At 72.4% G+C, this 15,515-nt stretch carries 15 protein-coding genes and 1 pseudogene; 7 read left to right on the top strand and 9 right to left on the bottom strand.

The genetic code is table 11. The annotated features are described in order from the left end of the window. The 7 genes and pseudogenes from HUX53_RS33770 to HUX53_RS33740 form a co-directional block, all read right to left on the bottom strand. A pseudogene (locus HUX53_RS33770) lies at nt 1-431 on the bottom strand (shikimate dehydrogenase); the annotation flags it as partial. Further along, a complete protein-coding gene (gene mltG, locus HUX53_RS33765) occupies nt 428-1,600 on the bottom strand; it encodes an endolytic transglycosylase MltG (RefSeq protein WP_176407337.1) in 1,173 nt (390 codons plus the stop codon). The pseudogene HUX53_RS33770 and the gene mltG, both read right to left, overlap by 4 nt. Then, nucleotides 1,597-2,055 (bottom strand): Holliday junction resolvase RuvX, encoded by a 459-nt coding sequence (gene ruvX, locus HUX53_RS33760; protein WP_176407336.1) that lies wholly within the window; start codon nt 2,053-2,055, stop codon nt 1,597-1,599. Before ruvX ends, mltG begins: the two co-directional genes overlap by 4 nt. Nucleotides 2,056-2,092: 37 nt before the next feature. Further along, a complete protein-coding gene (alaS, locus tag HUX53_RS33755; protein WP_176407334.1) occupies nt 2,093-4,762 on the bottom strand; it encodes an alanine--tRNA ligase in 2,670 nt (889 codons plus the stop codon). 2 nt (nt 4,763-4,764) lie between these two features. Further along, nucleotides 4,765-5,100, bottom strand: a complete 336-nt coding sequence (locus HUX53_RS33750; RefSeq protein WP_176407332.1) for a hypothetical protein — start codon at nt 5,098-5,100, stop codon at nt 4,765-4,767. After that, nucleotides 5,097-5,513 carry a DUF948 domain-containing protein gene (locus HUX53_RS33745; protein WP_176407331.1) on the bottom strand — a complete coding sequence of 139 codons (417 nt, stop codon included), beginning with the start codon at nt 5,511-5,513 and terminating at the stop codon, nt 5,097-5,099. Before HUX53_RS33745 ends, HUX53_RS33750 begins: the two co-directional genes overlap by 4 nt. Nucleotides 5,514-5,615: 102 nt before the next feature. Continuing rightward, nucleotides 5,616-6,878: a replication-associated recombination protein A gene (locus HUX53_RS33740; RefSeq protein ID WP_217920228.1), complete on the bottom strand. Its 1,263-nt coding sequence runs from the start codon at nt 6,876-6,878 to the stop codon at nt 5,616-5,618. Nucleotides 6,879-7,269: 391 nt separating this feature from the next. Here HUX53_RS33740 and HUX53_RS33735 point away from each other — a divergent pair, with 391 nt between their 5' ends. The 4 genes from HUX53_RS33735 to HUX53_RS33720 all read left to right on the top strand — a co-directional run bounded on the left by HUX53_RS33735 (nt 7,270) and on the right by HUX53_RS33720 (nt 9,576). After that, a complete protein-coding gene (locus tag HUX53_RS33735) occupies nt 7,270-7,572 on the top strand; it encodes a hypothetical protein (RefSeq protein ID WP_176407329.1) in 303 nt (100 codons plus the stop codon). Between the two features lie 102 nt (nt 7,573-7,674). Continuing rightward, nucleotides 7,675-8,316, top strand: coding sequence for a DUF3105 domain-containing protein (locus HUX53_RS33730; RefSeq protein ID WP_176407327.1), 642 nt, complete (start codon nt 7,675-7,677; stop codon nt 8,314-8,316). Continuing rightward, nucleotides 8,313-8,948, top strand: a complete 636-nt coding sequence (locus tag HUX53_RS33725; RefSeq protein WP_176407326.1) for a DUF305 domain-containing protein — start codon at nt 8,313-8,315, stop codon at nt 8,946-8,948. Before HUX53_RS33730 ends, HUX53_RS33725 begins: the two co-directional genes overlap by 4 nt. 64 nt (nt 8,949-9,012) lie before the next feature. Continuing rightward, nucleotides 9,013-9,576 (top strand): TIGR03086 family metal-binding protein, encoded by a 564-nt coding sequence (locus tag HUX53_RS33720; RefSeq protein WP_176407324.1) that lies wholly within the window; start codon nt 9,013-9,015, stop codon nt 9,574-9,576. Nucleotides 9,577-9,594: 18 nt separating this feature from the next. Here HUX53_RS33720 and HUX53_RS33715 read toward each other — a convergent pair whose 3' ends face one another. After that, on the bottom strand, nt 9,595-10,830 hold the full coding sequence (locus HUX53_RS33715) for a DUF349 domain-containing protein (RefSeq protein WP_176407322.1): 1,236 nt from the start codon (nt 10,828-10,830) through the stop codon (nt 9,595-9,597). A gap of 72 nt (nt 10,831-10,902) precedes the next feature. Next, nucleotides 10,903-11,652, bottom strand: a complete 750-nt coding sequence (locus HUX53_RS33710; RefSeq protein ID WP_176407320.1) for a peptidylprolyl isomerase — start codon at nt 11,650-11,652, stop codon at nt 10,903-10,905. 203 nt (nt 11,653-11,855) lie between these two features. Here HUX53_RS33710 and HUX53_RS33705 point away from each other — a divergent pair, with 203 nt between their 5' ends. The 3 genes from HUX53_RS33705 to aspS form a co-directional block, all read left to right on the top strand. After that, entirely contained in the window at nt 11,856-12,551 is a 696-nt protein-coding gene (locus tag HUX53_RS33705; RefSeq protein WP_176407318.1) for an MBL fold metallo-hydrolase, read from the top strand. Between the two features lie 12 nt (nt 12,552-12,563). Further along, nucleotides 12,564-13,829, top strand: coding sequence for a histidine--tRNA ligase (gene hisS, locus HUX53_RS33700; RefSeq protein WP_176407317.1), 1,266 nt, complete (start codon nt 12,564-12,566; stop codon nt 13,827-13,829). After that, nucleotides 13,826-15,515: aspartate--tRNA ligase (gene aspS / locus HUX53_RS33695; protein WP_176407315.1), on the top strand; the 1,690-nt coding region annotated here is incomplete at its 3' end. The genes hisS and aspS, both read left to right, overlap by 4 nt.

Here is a 15,515-nt window from a genome sequence, read left to right as displayed (position 1 = left end):
AGCCGGGCGAGCGCGGCCAGCGCGGACGCGGCGGTGGCGCCGCCGCCGAGCACCAGCGCCGACTCCGGCGGCTTGACGCCGGCCTCGGTCAGCGCCGTCTCGATGCCGTGCACGTCGGTGTTGTCGGCGTGCCGCCGCCCGTCCCGCAGGACGATCGTGTTCGCGCCGCCGACCTGCACCGCGAGGTCGGACACCGAGTCGGCGACGTCCAGCGCGACCCGCTTGAGCGGCATGGTCAGCGACAGGCCCGCCCACTCGGGGCCGAGGCCGGCGAGCAGTGCGGCGAGACCGTCCTCGCCGCACTCCACCGCCTCGTAGGACCAGTCGTCCAGGCCCATCGCCGCGTACGCCGCGCGGTGCAGGACCGGCGACAGCGAATGCGCGACCGGCGACCCCAGCACCGCGGCCCGGCGACCCGTCCCCCCGGTCACTGGCCCGGGTGCGCCTTCTGCCACTCGCGGAACTCCTTCTCGATGGCCACCCGCTCCGCCTCGGTCGTGGCGAACTTGGTGACCTTGTTCGTCGGGTCGGTGGCGATGAAGAACAGCCACGTCCCGGGCTTCGGCGCGAGCGCCGCCTCGACCGCGTCCCCCCCTGGGTTGCTGATCGGGCCGGGCGGCAGCCCCTCGTGCAGGTAGGTGTTGTACGGCGACGGGGTCAGGAGGTCCTTCTCGGTGACCGTCAGCCGCCGCTCGTTCAGCGCGTACAGCACCGTCGTGTCGAACTGCAGCTTCATGCCCTTCTTCACCCGGTTGTAGATGACCCGGGAGATCTTCGGCAGGTCGCTGGGCTTGCCGCCCTCGGCCTGGACGAGGCTGGCGATCGTGACGACCGTCGCGGGGCTCATGTCCGCCTTGCGCGCCTTGGCGACGAGGTCGGTGCTGCTCGCCTCCTCGTTGAACCGCTCCACCATCTGCTTGAGGATCTGCTCCGCCGAGCCGTTCGGGTCGAGGTCGTAGCGGCCCGGGTACAGGTACCCCTCCACGTTGCCCTTCGCGTACGACGGCAGCCCGAGCGACTTCCCCTTCTTCGCGGCGGCCTGGAACTCCTTGACCGAGATGCCGGTCTTCTTCGCCAGCAGCTGGTAGGTCTCGACGGCCCGCCGGCCCTCCGGGATCGTGATCTGGTTCCCCGCCCGCGACTTCGGGTTCAGCAGCAGCGCCATCGCCGCGGCCGACGACATCTTCAGCCGCATCTGGTAGAAGCCCGGCTGGATGCTGGAGGCGCGCGCCTCCTTGGCGTAGGCCTTCACGAACGCACGGGAGCTCTTGACCACGCGGTGCCGCTCCAGCGTCGCGCCGATCACCGAGCCGCTGGCGCCCTCCTTGATCTGGACCGTGACATTGCCGGCCCCCTGGCCCGCGTAGTCCGGCGGATGCCACTTGTCGTCGAGCCACGCGTACCCGAGGACGCCGCCGGTGCCGAACACCGCCACCAGGAACGCCAGCGCGAACAGGGCCGCGGCCCGGCCGTTGCGGCGGTGGCGCTTCTGCCGCTTGCGGACGCGCCGCCGGTCCCGCCGGCCGTGCTGCTCCTCCGCCGGCCGGTCGTCGCCGTAGGGGTCGCCGTACGGGTCTGAGAAGAGGTCCAAATCGTTCATGAGCTCCCCCGGACGATCTCTCCTGGGGGGTTCCCAGTCAACCGTTCCGCGTCGAGGGCCGCCTGCAGCAGGACCGCCGCGGCGGCCTGGTCGACGACCTTGCGCCTCGCCTGGCCGTGCACGCCCCCGGCCCGCAGCCCGCTCTCGGCGGTGACGGTGGTGAGCCGCTCGTCGTGCAGCCGGACCGCCTCCGGGGGAAGGCGGTCCGCGAGCCGGGCCGCGAACCTGCGCGCCGCCTGCGCCGCCGGGCCCTCCCGGCCCGACAGCGACGTCGGCAGCCCGACGACGACCTCGATCGCCTCATACTCGGCGGCCAGCCTCACCAGCCGGTCGACGTCGCCCTTGCCGCTCTTCACGGTCTCCAGAGGGGTCGCGAGGATGCCGCCCGGGTCGCACTTGGCGACCCCCACGCGCACACTCCCCACATCGACCCCCAACCGGACGCCGGGCCTCATGGCGCCGGCTCCGGTCGCATACCCCGAAGTGCCGGGCTCACGCGGCCCCTACAGCTCGTTCGACCGCGGCGAGGGCGTCGCCGACGGCGGCGGGGTTCGCGCCGCCGCCCTGCGCCAGGTCGTCCTTGCCGCCGCCTCCGCCGCCGAGCGCCTTGGCGGCGAGGCCGACGAGCGCGCCGGCCTTGAGGCCGCGCTCGCGCGCGCCCTCGGTGACGGCGACGACCACGACGGGACGGTCCTTCGGCACGCCGGTGACCATGACGACGGCCGGACGGGCCATGAGGCGGCCGCGGACGTCGACGGCGAGCTTGCGCAGGTCGTCGGCGCCGGTGCCGTCCGGGGCGCGGTGCCCGACGAACGCGGTGCCGCCCACGTCCTTCGCGCCGTCGGCGAGGGAGCCGGCGACCGCGAGGACCTGCTGGGAGCGGAGCTTCTCCAGCTCCTTCTCGGCGTCGCGGAGCCGGGAGACGACGCCGGAGATCCGCTCGGGCAGCTCCTCCTTGCGGGCCTTCATCTGCTCGGCGAGCTGCGCGACGAGGACGCTCTCGCGGGCCAGGAACCGGAACGCGTCGATGCCGACGAGGGCCTCGACGCGGCGGACGCCGGCGCCGATGGACGACTCGCCCAGCACCTTGACCAGGCCGAGCTGCCCGGAGCGGGCGACGTGGGTGCCGCCGCACAGCTCGCGGGAGTAGTCGCCGACCTCGACGACGCGGACCTCGTCGCCGTACTTCTCGCCGAACAGCGCGAGCGCGCCCATCGCGCGGGCCTCGTCGATCGAGGTGTGGAACGCGCGGACGTCCAGGTCGCCGACCAGGACCTCGTTGACCTCGTCCTCGACGTCGCGCAGCACGCTCGGCGGGACGGCGCCGGACGCGGTGAAGTCGAACCGGAACCGGCCGGGCGAGTTCTCCGAGCCGGCCTGCGCGGCGGACTCGCCGAGCGCGCGGCGGAACCCGGCGTGCACCAGGTGGGTCGCGGTGTGCGAGCGGGAGATCGCGCGGCGCCGCTCCACGTCGACCTCGGCGTAGGCGGTGTCGCCGGCCTGCGCCTCGCCGCTGCGGACGCGGCCGCGGTGCACGATGAGGCCCGCGAGGGGCGCCTGCACGTCCGTCACCTCGATGACGGCGCCGCTGCCGAGCCGGATCAGGCCGTGGTCGGCGAGCTGGCCGCCGCCCTCGGCGTAGAACGGGGTGCGGTCGAGGACGACCTCCACCTCGGTGCCCTCGCCGGCGGCGGGCGTGTTGGCGCCGCCGACCAGCAGCCCGACGAGGCGGGCGTCGCCGGCGAGGCTGCCGTACCCGGTGAAGTCGACGCTGCCGCCGGCGCCGGTGAGCAGCTCGTCCAGGACGGAGACGTCGAGGTTGCCGGTCTTCTTGTCGCGGGCGTCCTTCTTCGCGCGGTCCCGCTGCTCCTGCATGAGCCGGCGGAAGCCCGCCTCGTCCACCTGGAGGCCCTGCTCGGACGCCATCTCCAGGGTGAGGTCGATCGGGAAGCCGTAGGTGTCGTGCAGCTTGAACGCCTGGTCGCCCGCCAGCGTCGCGCCGCCGCTCCGCTTAGTCTCCTCGACCGCCGTGTCGAAGATCGAGGTGCCGGTGCGGAGCGTCTGGAGGAAGGAGTCCTCCTCCGCGTCGATGACCGTGTGGATGTTCGCGGCCGTGCGCACCAGCTCGGGGTACTGCTCGCCCATCGCCTTGATCGCGACGTCGGTCAGCTCGTGCATGAGCCCGGCGTCCTGGCCGCCGAGGAGGCGCAGGTTGCGGATGGAGCGGCGCAGGATGCGGCGCAGCACATAGCCGCGGCCCTCGTTGCCGGGGCGGATGCCGTCGGCGACCATCATCGTCCCGCTGCGGACGTGGTCGGCGATGACGCGCAGCGACACGTCGGCGCGGTGGTCACGGCCGTACTTGGCGCCGGTCAGGCCGGCGGCGCGGTCGAGGACCCGCCACAGGGTGTCGGTCTCGTAGATGTTGTCGACGCCCTGCAGGATCGCCGCCATGCGCTCCAGGCCCATGCCGGTGTCGATGTTCTTGGCGGGCAGGTCGCCGAGGATCGGGAAGTCGGTCTTGCTCTCCCCGGGGCCTCGCTCGTACTGCATGAAGACGAGGTTCCAGACCTCCAGGTAGCGGTCCTCGTCGGCGACCGGGCCGCCCTCGCGGCCGTACTCGGGGCCGCGGTCGTAGTAGATCTCCGAGCACGGCCCGCAGGGGCCGGGGACGCCCATCGACCAGAAGTTGTCCTCCATGCCGCGCCGCTGGATGCGGTCGAGGGGGACGCCGACCTTGTCGTGCCAGAGGTCCCGCGCCTCGTCGTCGTCCTGGAAGACGGTGACCCAGAGCTTCTCCTCGGGGAAGCCGAAGCCGCCGTCCTCGCGGGAGGCGGTGAGCAGCTCCCAGGCGAACGGGATCGCCTGCTCCTTGAAGTAGTCGCCGATGGAGAAGTTGCCCAGCATCTGGAAGAACGTGGCGTGCCGGGTGGTCTTGCCGACCTCCTCGATGTCGGGCGTCCGCACGCACTTCTGCGCGCTGGTCATCCGCTGGGAGGGCGGGGTGCGCTGGCCGAGGAAGTACGGCTTGAACGGGACCATGCCGGCGTTGACCAGCAGCAGGGTCGGGTCCTCGGCGACCAGGCTGGCCGAGGGCACCACCGTGTGCCCGCGCTCCTCGAAGAACCTGAGGAAGCGGCGTGCGACCTCTGCCGACTCCATGATCAGTGGCCATCCTTGTCGTCGTCGATGATCGTGTATCGCGCCTTCAGCACCCGGCGGGGCGGGGACCCCCGGAACCCGGGCACCTCGGCGTCCGGCGGAGCCTGGTCCATGCGGACGGCCTCGCGCAGTTCCTCTTCGCGGGCCTGCATCTCGGTACGGACGTCGGCCGCGAAATGCCTCAACCGCTCCCCCGTGCCCTTCCCGGTAGCCACCGCGCGCAGCGCGACCCCCTCCGGGGACAGGCTCCGCGCGACCCGCTCCACGCGCCGCTTGACGCGGTGGGTGACGTACACGCCGGCGCCGGCGCCGACCGAGAGCCAGAACAGCCGCCTCATCGGCGTCCCTTCCCCGAGGAGCGGGCCTGAAGCTGCGGCCGGGCGGACGCCTCGCGCGCGTCGCCGTCGCCGTTCTTGAGCGCCTTGCGGACGCCGTAGGAGAAGGCCGCGGCCTTCACCAGCGGGCCGCCGACCACCGAGCTCATGACGGTGGTGACGGCCGAGACGTTCTGGGTGACGCCGGCGACCTGCTTGGTGATGACGTCGGTGCGGCCGAGCTGCTCGTTGGCGCGCTTGACCGTGCCGGCCATGTCGTCCAGCAGGGGGGCGGCCTGGTCGCCGATCTCGCGGACGACCTTGCCGGCCTCGCCGAGGAGCCGGGAGAGCTTCAGCAGCGTCAGCGCGATGAACGCGACGAGCACCGCCCAGAACACGGCGACGATGAGGCCTGCCAGCTGTCCACCAGTGAGCATCGGGCTTTCCGTTCGTGCGAATGCGGTTCGGGCCGGTTACGGCGTGACAGACCTTACCGGTCAGGACGGCCCGGTGGCGGTAGCACCGGCCGGTGGGGGCGATCAGCTCCGCTCGCCGGTGCCGCGCAGGACGGAGCGGATGCGCGCGAGCACATCGGTGAAGCGCGACTCGGCGCCGTGCCTGGTCGGGCGATAGTACTCCCGTCCGTGCACGGAGTCGGGCGCGTACTGCTGCCGGACGACGCCGCCGGGGTGGTCGTGCGCGTACTTGTAGCCCTGCCCGTGCCCGACCTTCGCGGCGCCCTTGTAGTGGGAGTCGCGCAGGTGCCCGGGGACGGGCCCGGCGAGCCCCTTGCGGACGTCGCCGAGCGCCCCGTCCACGGCCATGATCACCGCGTTGGACTTGGGCGCCAGGGAGAGGTGGATCACCGCCTGGGCGAGGTTGATGCGGGCCTCGGGGAGCCCGACGAACTCGACCGCCTGCGCGGCGGCGACGGCGGTCTGCAGCGCGGTCGGGTCGGCCATGCCGATGTCCTCGCTGGCGTGGACGATCAGCCGCCGGGCGATGAACCGCGGGTCCTCCCCCGCCTCGATCATGCGGGCGAGGTAGTGCAGCGCCGCGTCGGCGTCGCTGCCGCGGATGCTCTTGATGAACGCGCTGATGACGTCGTAGTGCTGGTCGCCCTCGCGGTCGTAGCGGACGGCGGCCCGGTCGACGGCCTTCTCCAGGACGTCCGCGTCGATCACGCCGCCGTCGTCGACGACGAGGGACGCGGCCTCCAGGTAGGTGAGGGTGCGGCGGGCGTCGCCGCCGGCGAGCCGGACGAGGTGGTCCTCGGCGGCGGGGTCGAGGGTCACCGCGCCGTCCAGGCCGCGCTCCTCGGTGAGCGCGCGGCGGATCACCTCGCGCAGGTCGTCCTCGCCGAGCGGCTCCAGCGTGAGCAGCAGCGAGCGGGACAGCAGCGGGCTGATGACGGAGAAGAACGGGTTCTCGGTCGTGGCGCCGATGAACGACACCCAGCGGTTCTCCACGGCGGGGAGCAGGGCGTCCTGCTGGGCCTTGTTGAACCGGTGGACCTCGTCGACGAACAGGACCGTCTGCCGCCCGGTCATGCCGAGCTCGCGGCGGGCCAGGTCGATCTCGGCGCGGACCCGCTTGACGCCGTCGCTGACCGCCGAGATCTCCACGAACCGGCGGGACGTGACGTGGCTGACGACCGTGGCGAGCGTCGTCTTGCCCGTGCCCGGCGGGCCCCACAGGACGAGCGACATCGGCACGTCCCGGTCGACGAGCTGCCGGATCGGGGTGCCGGGGCCGAGGAGGTGGCCCTGCCCGACGACCTCGTCCAGCGCGCGGGGGCGCATCCGGACGGCGAGGGGCTGCTCCGCGCCCGGCGCCACCGGACGCGACGGCACGCTCTCGGGCGCCGCGGGCTCCCGTCCCGGCGCGTCGAAAAGGCCCTCCGGCTCGCCCGATTCCGCCCTGCTGGTCACGCTCCGACACTATCTCCCGGCACGGACACCCAGGACCTCCCACGGCCGGGTGCCGGGGCCGGGGAACCCGGCGGTAGGCTCCGGCGTTGGAACAGCCCGAACGGCGCATTCAGGAGCGTGACGGTGTCTCGTACGGCCCCGCATCGGCGCCACGGGACGGCTGGGCTTCTCGTGGCGCTCTTCGTCGTGGCCGGACTCGTGTTCAGCTACGGGCTGGGCCACGGACCGCCGCCCCCGCGTGTGCACCGAGAACGCCGTCAGCGTGCCCGTCAGCAGCGTGCCCGTCGCCGGGCCCGAAGGGCCGACCTCGGCCGAGCCGTCGCAGGGCCTGCACGGGCTCGTGGGCGCGGCGCTCACCGCTCCCGTGAAGCCGTCCCCGCAGATGCCGCTGGACGTGTGCCTGTGCGCGGCTGTCCTGTTCACTCTGCTGTTGCTGGCGCTGTTCTCGGGGCTGCGCCGGCCCTTCTCACGCCTTCCCGCGCGCACCGGCTGGTCACTCGGGCCGCCGCCCGGTGCCGCGTCCGTCCCGGCGTTCCCGCCCGTCCTCCAGGTGCTCCGGCTGTGATGAGCCGGCCGTAAGGCCGCACGCACCGCCGTACCGCCCGCCGCGATACGGCGCTGCCCGCATCCCGCCAGGATCCACAGCGCCCCTGAGAGGACCGCTCGCATGTCCAAGAGCGCCCGCAACAAGAACGCCCGCAAGAACGCGCAGGGCAAGAACGCCAAGAACGCCAAGAGGAAGAACGCGCTGGCTCAGCGCGACACCCCCTGGGGCTCCATCGCGTTCTTCACCGTCATCGGCCTGGTCGCCGTCGTCGCGATCGGCTACACGTTCATGCAGACCAGGTCGTCGTCGGCCGACTCCAAGTCCATCGCGGGCCTGGTCGTCAAGGAGGACCTCGGCCGCGACCACACGACCGGGACCGTCCAGTACGACAGCGACCCGCCGATGGGCGGCGACCACGACCCGGCCTGGCAGAACTGCGACGGCCGCCTCTACGACGCGCCGCTGCGGAACGAGAACGCCGTCCACTCCCTGGAGCACGGCGCCGTCTGGATCACCTACCGTCCCGGGCTCGACACCGCCCAGCTCGACGCGCTCAAGGAGAAGGTGGACGGCACCGACTACACGATGCTGAGCCCCTACCCGACCCAGGACGCCCCGATCAAGCTCACCGCCTGGGGCCACCAGCTCACCCTGGACGACGCCTCCGACGCGCGCGTGAACGAGTTCCTGCGCGGCTTCGTGAAGGGCCCGCAGACGCCCGAGCCCGGCGCGGCCTGCAACGGCGCCAAGGACACCCCGTGAGCGAGGACGCCCCTGCGGCCGCGGCACCGCGCGGGCGGCGGGTCACCGTCGTCCTCGCGGTCCTCGTCCTGGCCGTCGGGGCGGTCCTGGTGGCGCTGGCCGTCACCCGCTCGGGACAGCCCGGCACGGACGGCCCCGAGGCCGGGTTCGCCCGCGACATGAGCACCCACCACGCGCAGGCGGTGCGGATGTCGTTCATCATCCGGGACGGCACCGACGACCCGGACGTCCGGCTGCTGGCCTACGACATCATCGCCACGCAGCAGGCCCAGATCGGCATGATGACGGCCTGGCTGGACGAGTGGGGGCTGCCGAAGACCGACCCGTCCGGCCCCATGCGGTGGATGTCCGGGCACGGCGCCCACCGGGGCGGCGCATCCACCATGCCGGGCATGGCGACCCGCGAGCAGCTCACCGAGCTGGAGAAGGCCTCCGGCCAGGCCGCCGAGGTCCAGTTCCTGCGGCTGATGATCGCCCACCACCGCGGCGGCGTCGACATGGCGGAGGCGGTGGTGGCCCGCACCGGTCACGACCGCGTGCGGCGGCTGGCCCGCACGATGGTCGCCGGTCAGCGATCGGAGATCACGCTGATGAACACGATGCTCCGGGAGCGGGGCGCCGCCACTGTGTGATCGTGACCCGCGACCTTCGCGATAGCGCTTGACAGCGCGGTCGGATCGCGGGTCACTGACCACCATGGCTCACAACCTCAGCGGCTACCACCGGGCCCTCGACCTCTTCGAGGGCCTGGTGGCCGGCGTGCCCCGGGACGGCTGGGACGCGCCGTCGCCCTGCGCGGGGTGGACCGCCCGGGACGTCGCCGGCCACGTCACCGGCGGCCAGTACCTGATCAGGGCGCTGGCCACCGGGGAGCCCGGACCGGACGTCCACCGGGATCCGGCCCGGTTCGCTCCCGGCGACGTCCTGATGAGCTGGCGGACGGCGCGCAAGGAGTGCGCGGCGGCGCTCACCCCGGACGCGCTGGCCCGCCCCATCCCGTTCGGCGGGCTGGGCGAGCTGCCGCTGGCGGACTACCTGGAGGGCTACATCCTGGAGCCGCTCGTGCACGCCTGGGACCTGGCGCGGGCGACGGGCCAGCCGTCCCGCCTGGACCCGGACCTCGTCCACCACGCGTTCGCGACGGCCCAGGTGGTCGCCGCCCCGCTGCGCGCGGCGGGCCGCCTGTCCCCGCCGCTCCCGGCCCCGCGCGGAGCCGACGAGCAGACCAGGATGCTCGCCTTCCTCGGCCGCACGGCCTAGAAGTTCAGGAGGACTCGGTCAGGAGAACTCGGCGAGGGTGCGTTCGGCCTCTTCGAGCCAGGCGCGGCGGGCGTCGAGGGCCTCCTCGGCCTCCTTGACGTCCTTGTCGCGGCCGGCATCGCGGGCCTTGCCGAGGCGCTTCTCCAGCTGCTCGATGGAGCTGCGCAGCTGCCCGACCGTGGCCTCGGCGCGGGCGCGCGCCTCGGGGTTGGTGCGGCGCCACTCGTTCTCCTCGGCGGAGCGCACCGTGTCCTCGATCTTGCGGAGCCGGCCCTCCAGGCGGTCGCGCTGGTCGCGCGGGACCATGCCGGCGGCCTCCCAGCGCTCCTGGATCGCGCGCAGCGACTGCCGGGCCTGCCGGACGTCGCGGACGGGCAGCAGCCGCTCGGCCTCGGCGAGGATCTTCTCCTTCTCCTCGGCGTTGCCGCGGAACTCGGCGTCGCGCTCGGCGAACGCGGCGCTGCGGGCCTGGAAGAAGGTGTCCTGGGCGCCCTTGAAGCGGGTCCACAGGTCCTCTTCGGCGTCCCGGGAGGCGCGTCCGGCCGTCTTCCAGCGGCGCATCAGGTCGCGGTAGGCGGCGGCGGTGTCGCCCCAGTCGGTGGAGCCGGACAGCGCCTCGGCCTCGGCGACCAGGCGCTCCTTGTCCCGGCGGGACTCCTCGCGCTGGTCGTCGAGGGTGGCGAAGTAGGCCTTGCGGCGCTTGGTGAAGGCGTTGCGGGCGGCCGACAGCCGCTTCCACAGCACGGTCTCGGTGGGCCGGTCGATGCGGTCGGCCCCTTTCCACTCCTCGACCAGCTGGCGCAGCCGCTCGCCGCCGTTCTTCCAGTGCGTCTCCTCGGCGGCGATGCGCTCGGCCTCGGCGACGATCCGCTCCTTGACCTCGCGGGCCTCGTGGCGGTGCTGCTCGCGCTGGACCTTGACCTCCTCGCGGCGCCGCCCGACCTGGTCGGTCAGGCCGTCCAGGCGGCGGACGAGCGCGCCGAGGTCGCCGACGGCGTGCGCGTCGGACACCGCCTCGCGGAGCCGGTCGATGCTCTGCTGCGCCTGGGCGGGTTGCAAGTCGGTGGTGCGGAGCCGCTGCTCGAGCAGGCCGATCTCGGTGACGAGCGCGTCGTACTTGCGCCGGAAGTAGGCCAGGGCCTCTTCGGGCGCGCCCGCCTGCCACGACCCGACGACCCGCTCGCCGTCGGCGGTCTTGACATAGACGGTGCCGTCCTCGTCCACCCGGCCCCAGGGATCGGTCGCGCTGGACACCCTTGCCTCCTGAATCGCGGGTCCGGACGACTCACGCCCTCCGGACCCTCCACACCTTAGTATCCCGTTCGCCTATTTCCCGGCGATCGCGACGTCCTGGATTTCGACCTTCTTCTTGGGCTTGCCGTCGCCCTTGGGCTCGGAACCGCCGTCGGCGATCTTCTTGAGCACGTCCAGCCCCTTGGTGATCTTGCCGAACACGGTGTAGTCCGGCGGCAGCTGCGAGTCCTTGTAGACCATGAAGAACTGGCTGCCGTTGGAGTCGGGCGCCTGCGAGTGCGCCATGGCGAGGGTGCCCTCGGTGTAGGTGGCGCCGTCGGTGTTCTCGTTGGCGAACCGGTAGCCGGGCCCGCCGCTGCCGGACGCCGTCGGGTCGCCGCACTGCAGGACGCTGAGGCCGCCGCTGGTCAGCCGGTGGCACTCGGTCTTGTCGTAGAAGTCCTTCTGCGCCAGGAAGGTGAAGGAGTTCACCGTGCAGGGCGCCTTGCCGCCGTACAGCTGCATCTCCACGTCGCCCCGGTTCGTCTTCATGGTCGCCTGGACGACGCCGGTGTGGGCGGGCTTGCCCGGCGGGCGGCCGACGTCCTTCGGCGCGCTGCCCTGCGCGTCGTCGTGGTAGACGCACTGGGGGCCGGCGGCCGTGGACTTGTCCTCCTTGTTGAGCACCATGAAGGCCGTGGCGCCGGCGACGACGACCGCCACCGCGGCGACCGAGCCGATGATCTTGAGCCGGCGCGCCCGCGCCGCCTCCTGCTCCCGCCGCTGCTGCTGCCGCTCGTACCGCTGCCGCGCGAGCTGCTTCTTGCGGTCCTTCCCCGCCACGTGCCTCGCCCCTCCGGTGTGATCAGGTGAACGTGCAGCGCATAGTAGCGGTACCGGGGAGTAAAAGCGCCTCCGCGTTCAGGGAGCGCTCAGGGAGCGCTTTCCCCGCGACACGGCGACGGCGCCAACTCGTTCGCGGTGGCCGCGGCCGCGCCGGTACCCTCGGACACGCCTACCCGAGATGGTTCCGAGAAAGGACGACCGTGCTCGTCGCCGGGTTCCCCGCTGGATCGTTCGCCGCGAACTGCTACGTCGTGGCCCCCGCCGCGGGTGAGGAATGCGTGATCATCGACCCCGGGCAGGACGCCGAGGCCGGGATCGAGGAGCTGCTGCGCGAGCACCGGCTGAAGCCGGTGGCGGTGCTGCTGACGCACGGCCACCTCGACCACGTCTGGTCGGTGGCCCCCGTCTGCGGCGCCAAGGACGTCCCGGCCTACATCCATCCGGACGACCGCGACCTGCTCACCGACCCCGCGAAGGGCCTGTCGCTCGGCGCGGGGCAGCAGATGTTCGGCGGCCTGAAGCTGTCCGAGCCGGACGACGTGAAGGAGCTCACCGACGGGTCGGCGCTGGAGCTGGCCGGGCTGAGCTTCACCGTCGACCACGCGCCGGGCCATACGCCCGGGTCGGTGACGTTCCGCACCCCGAAGAGCGAGCAGATCCCGGACGTGATGTTCACCGGCGACCTGCTGTTCGCGGGGTCGATCGGGCGCACCGACCTGCCGGGCGGATCGTACGAGGAGATCCTCGCCAGCCTGTCCCGGGTGTGCCTGACCATGCCCGACGACACCGCCGTCCTGCCCGGCCACGGTGACCAGACCACAATCGGCCGTGAGCGCGCCACGAATCCGTTCCTCTCGGAGCTGACGCCCGCGGACGGACCCAACAAGGGATTCTGAGCCTAAGAGACCATGAGTTCGAGCTTCCGGGCCCCCAAGGGGGTCAGTGAATACGTCCCGCCGCGCGCGGACCTCTTCTACGCCATCCGGGAGGCGTTCGCCGAGCAGGCGCGGCTGGCCGGGTACGGCTACCTGGAGCTGGCCGTCTTCGAGGACACCAACCTGTTCCGGCGCGGCGTCGGCGAGTCCACCGACGTGGTGTCCAAGGAGATGTACACGTTCGAGGACCGGGGCGGCCGGTCACTGACGCTGCGTCCCGAGTTCACCGCGTCGGTGCTGCGGTCCGTCCTGGAGAACAACCTGCACAAGGGCGCGCTGCCGGTGAAGGTGTGGACGACCGGTGCCGCGTTCCGCGCCGAGCGTCCGCAGCAGGGCCGGTACCGGCAGTTCTACCAGCTGGACCTGGAGGCGATCGGCAGCGAGGACCCGCAGGTCGACGCCGAGACCATCGCGATCGCGGCGAACTGGTACCGGTCCCTGGGGCTGACGCAGGTGCGGCTGCTGCTGAACTCCCTCGGCTGCAAGGAGTGCCGTCCCGCCTACCGGGCCCTGCTGCAGGACTTCCTGCGCGGCCTGGACCTGGACGAGGACACCCGCGCCCGCGTCGAGATCAACCCGCTGCGCGTCCTGGACGACAAGCGCCCCAAGGTGCGGGAGCAGCTCGCCGGCGCGCCGCTGATGGCCGACCACCTGTGCCCGGCGTGCAAGGCGCACCACGACCGCGTCCGGGAGCTGCTCGCCGACCTCGGCATCGCGTGGGAGGACACGCCCACCCTCGTCCGCGGGCTGGACTACTACACGCGCACGACCTACGAGTTCGACCACCCGCTGCTCGGCGCCCAGTCCGGGATCGGCGGCGGCGGACGCTACGACGGCCTCTCCGAGGACATCGGCGGCCCCCCGCTGCCCGGCATCGGGTTCGGACTCGGCCTGGACCGCACCATCCTGGCGCTGGAAGCCGAAGGCGCGGACTTCGCCGCCAAGCCGCGCTGCGAGGCGTTCGGCGTCGCGCTCGGCGACACCGCCGAGCGCCGCATGTTCGCGCTCGTCGCCGACCTGCGCCGCGCCGGGATCGCCGCCGACATGGCGTTCGGCGGCAAGAAGCTCAAGGGCGCCATGAAGGACGCGGACCGCTCGGGCGCCCGCTACGCCGTGATCCTCGGGGAGCGAGATATCGCGGACGGAGTCGCCCAGGTCAAGGACCTGGCCGCGGGCGAGCAGACCGCCGTCCCGCTCACCGACCTCACCACGACGTTGACGGAAAGGCTCTCGAAATGATCCGCACCCATGAGGCGGGCACGCTCCGCAAGGAGCACGCCGGGCAGCAGGTCACGCTGGCCGGCTGGGTCGGCCGCCGCCGCGACCACGGCGGCGTCACGTTCATCGACCTGCGCGACGCGTCCGGCACCGCGCAGGTCGTCTTCCGCGAGGAGGACACCGCGCACGACCTCCGCTCGGAGTTCTGCGTCAAGGTCGTCGGCGAGGTCCGCGTCCGCCCCGAGGGCAACGAGAACCCCGAGCTGCCCACCGGCGGCATCGAGGTCGCCGCGTCCGACATCGAGGTGCTGTCGGACGCCGCGCCGCTGCCGTTCCCCATCGAGGGCGACGTCAACGTCAACGAGGAGATCCGGCTCAAGTACCGGTACCTCGACCTGCGCCGCGAGTCCGTCGCCCGCGCGATGAAGATCCGCTCGGAGGCGTCGTTCCTCACCCACGAGGTGATGCGCGAGCACGGCTTCGTCAACGTCGAGACGCCCACCCTCACCCGGTCGACGCCCGAGGGCGCCCGCGACTTCCTCGTCCCCGTCCGGCTCAAGCCCGGCCACTGGTACGCGCTGCCGCAGTCGCCGCAGCTGTTCAAGCAGCTCCTGATGGTCGGCGGGCTGGAGCGCTACTACCAGATCGCCCGCTGCTACCGCGACGAGGACTTCCGCGCCGACCGGCAGCCCGAGTTCACCCAGATCGACATCGAGATGTCGTTCGCCGACCAGGACGACGTCCTGAAGGTCGGCGAGGACCTCGTCGCGCGCCTCTGGAAGGACATCGCCGGCTACGAGATCCCCCTCCCGATCCCGCACATCACCTACGCCGACGCGATGGCCCGGTACGGCTCCGACAAGCCCGACCTGCGCTTCGCCCTGGAACTGACCGACATGACCGAGTACTTCGCCGGCACGTCGTTCCGCGTGTTCCAGGCCCCGTACGTCGGCGCGGTCGTCATGCCGGGCGGCGCGTCCCAGACCCGCAAGGAGCTGGACGGCTGGCAGGACTGGGCGAAGGCCCGCGGCGCCCGCGGCCTCGCCTACGTGCTGATCCAGGAGGACGGCACCCTGGGCGGCCCGGTGGCCAAGAACCTCTCCGACACCGAAAAGCAAGGACTGGCCGCCAAGACGGGCGCCGCCCCCGGCGACGCGATCTTCTTCGGCGCCGGCAAGCGGCACGCCACCCAGGAGCTCCTCGGCGCCGCCCGCCTGGAGATCGGCCGCCGCCGCGACCTGATCGACGCGTCCGCCTGGAAGTTCGCCTGGGTCGTCGACGCCCCCATCTTCGAGCCCGTCGAGGACGACAAGGGCGAGCAGATCGGCTGGACGTCCGTCCACCACCCGTTCACCGCGCCCAAGCCCGAGTACGCCGACACCTTCCACGAGGACCCGGGCAGCGCCCTCGCCGACGCCTACGACCTCGTCCTGAACGGCAACGAGATCGGCGGCGGCTCCATCCGTATCCACCGCGCCGAGATGCAGCAGCGCGTCTTCGACGTCCTCGGCCTCTCCAAGGAGGAGGCGGAGTCGAAGTTCGGCTTCCTCCTGGAGGCGTTCAAGTTCGGCCCGCCCCCGCACGGCGGCATCGCCTTCGGCTGGGACCGCACCGTCATGCTCCTCGCCGGCCAGGACTCCATCCGCGACGTGATCGCCTTCCCGAAGGCCGCGTCCGGCTACGACCCCCTGACCGCCGCCCCGACCC

Origin of the sequence: Actinomadura sp. BRA 177, from assembly GCF_013372625.1 — a bacterium.
Lineage (GTDB): Bacteria > Actinomycetota > Actinomycetes > Streptosporangiales > Streptosporangiaceae > Spirillospora.
The sequence above is the reverse complement of the archived record's forward strand: the minus strand, read 5'-3'. Positions and strand labels throughout refer to the sequence as shown.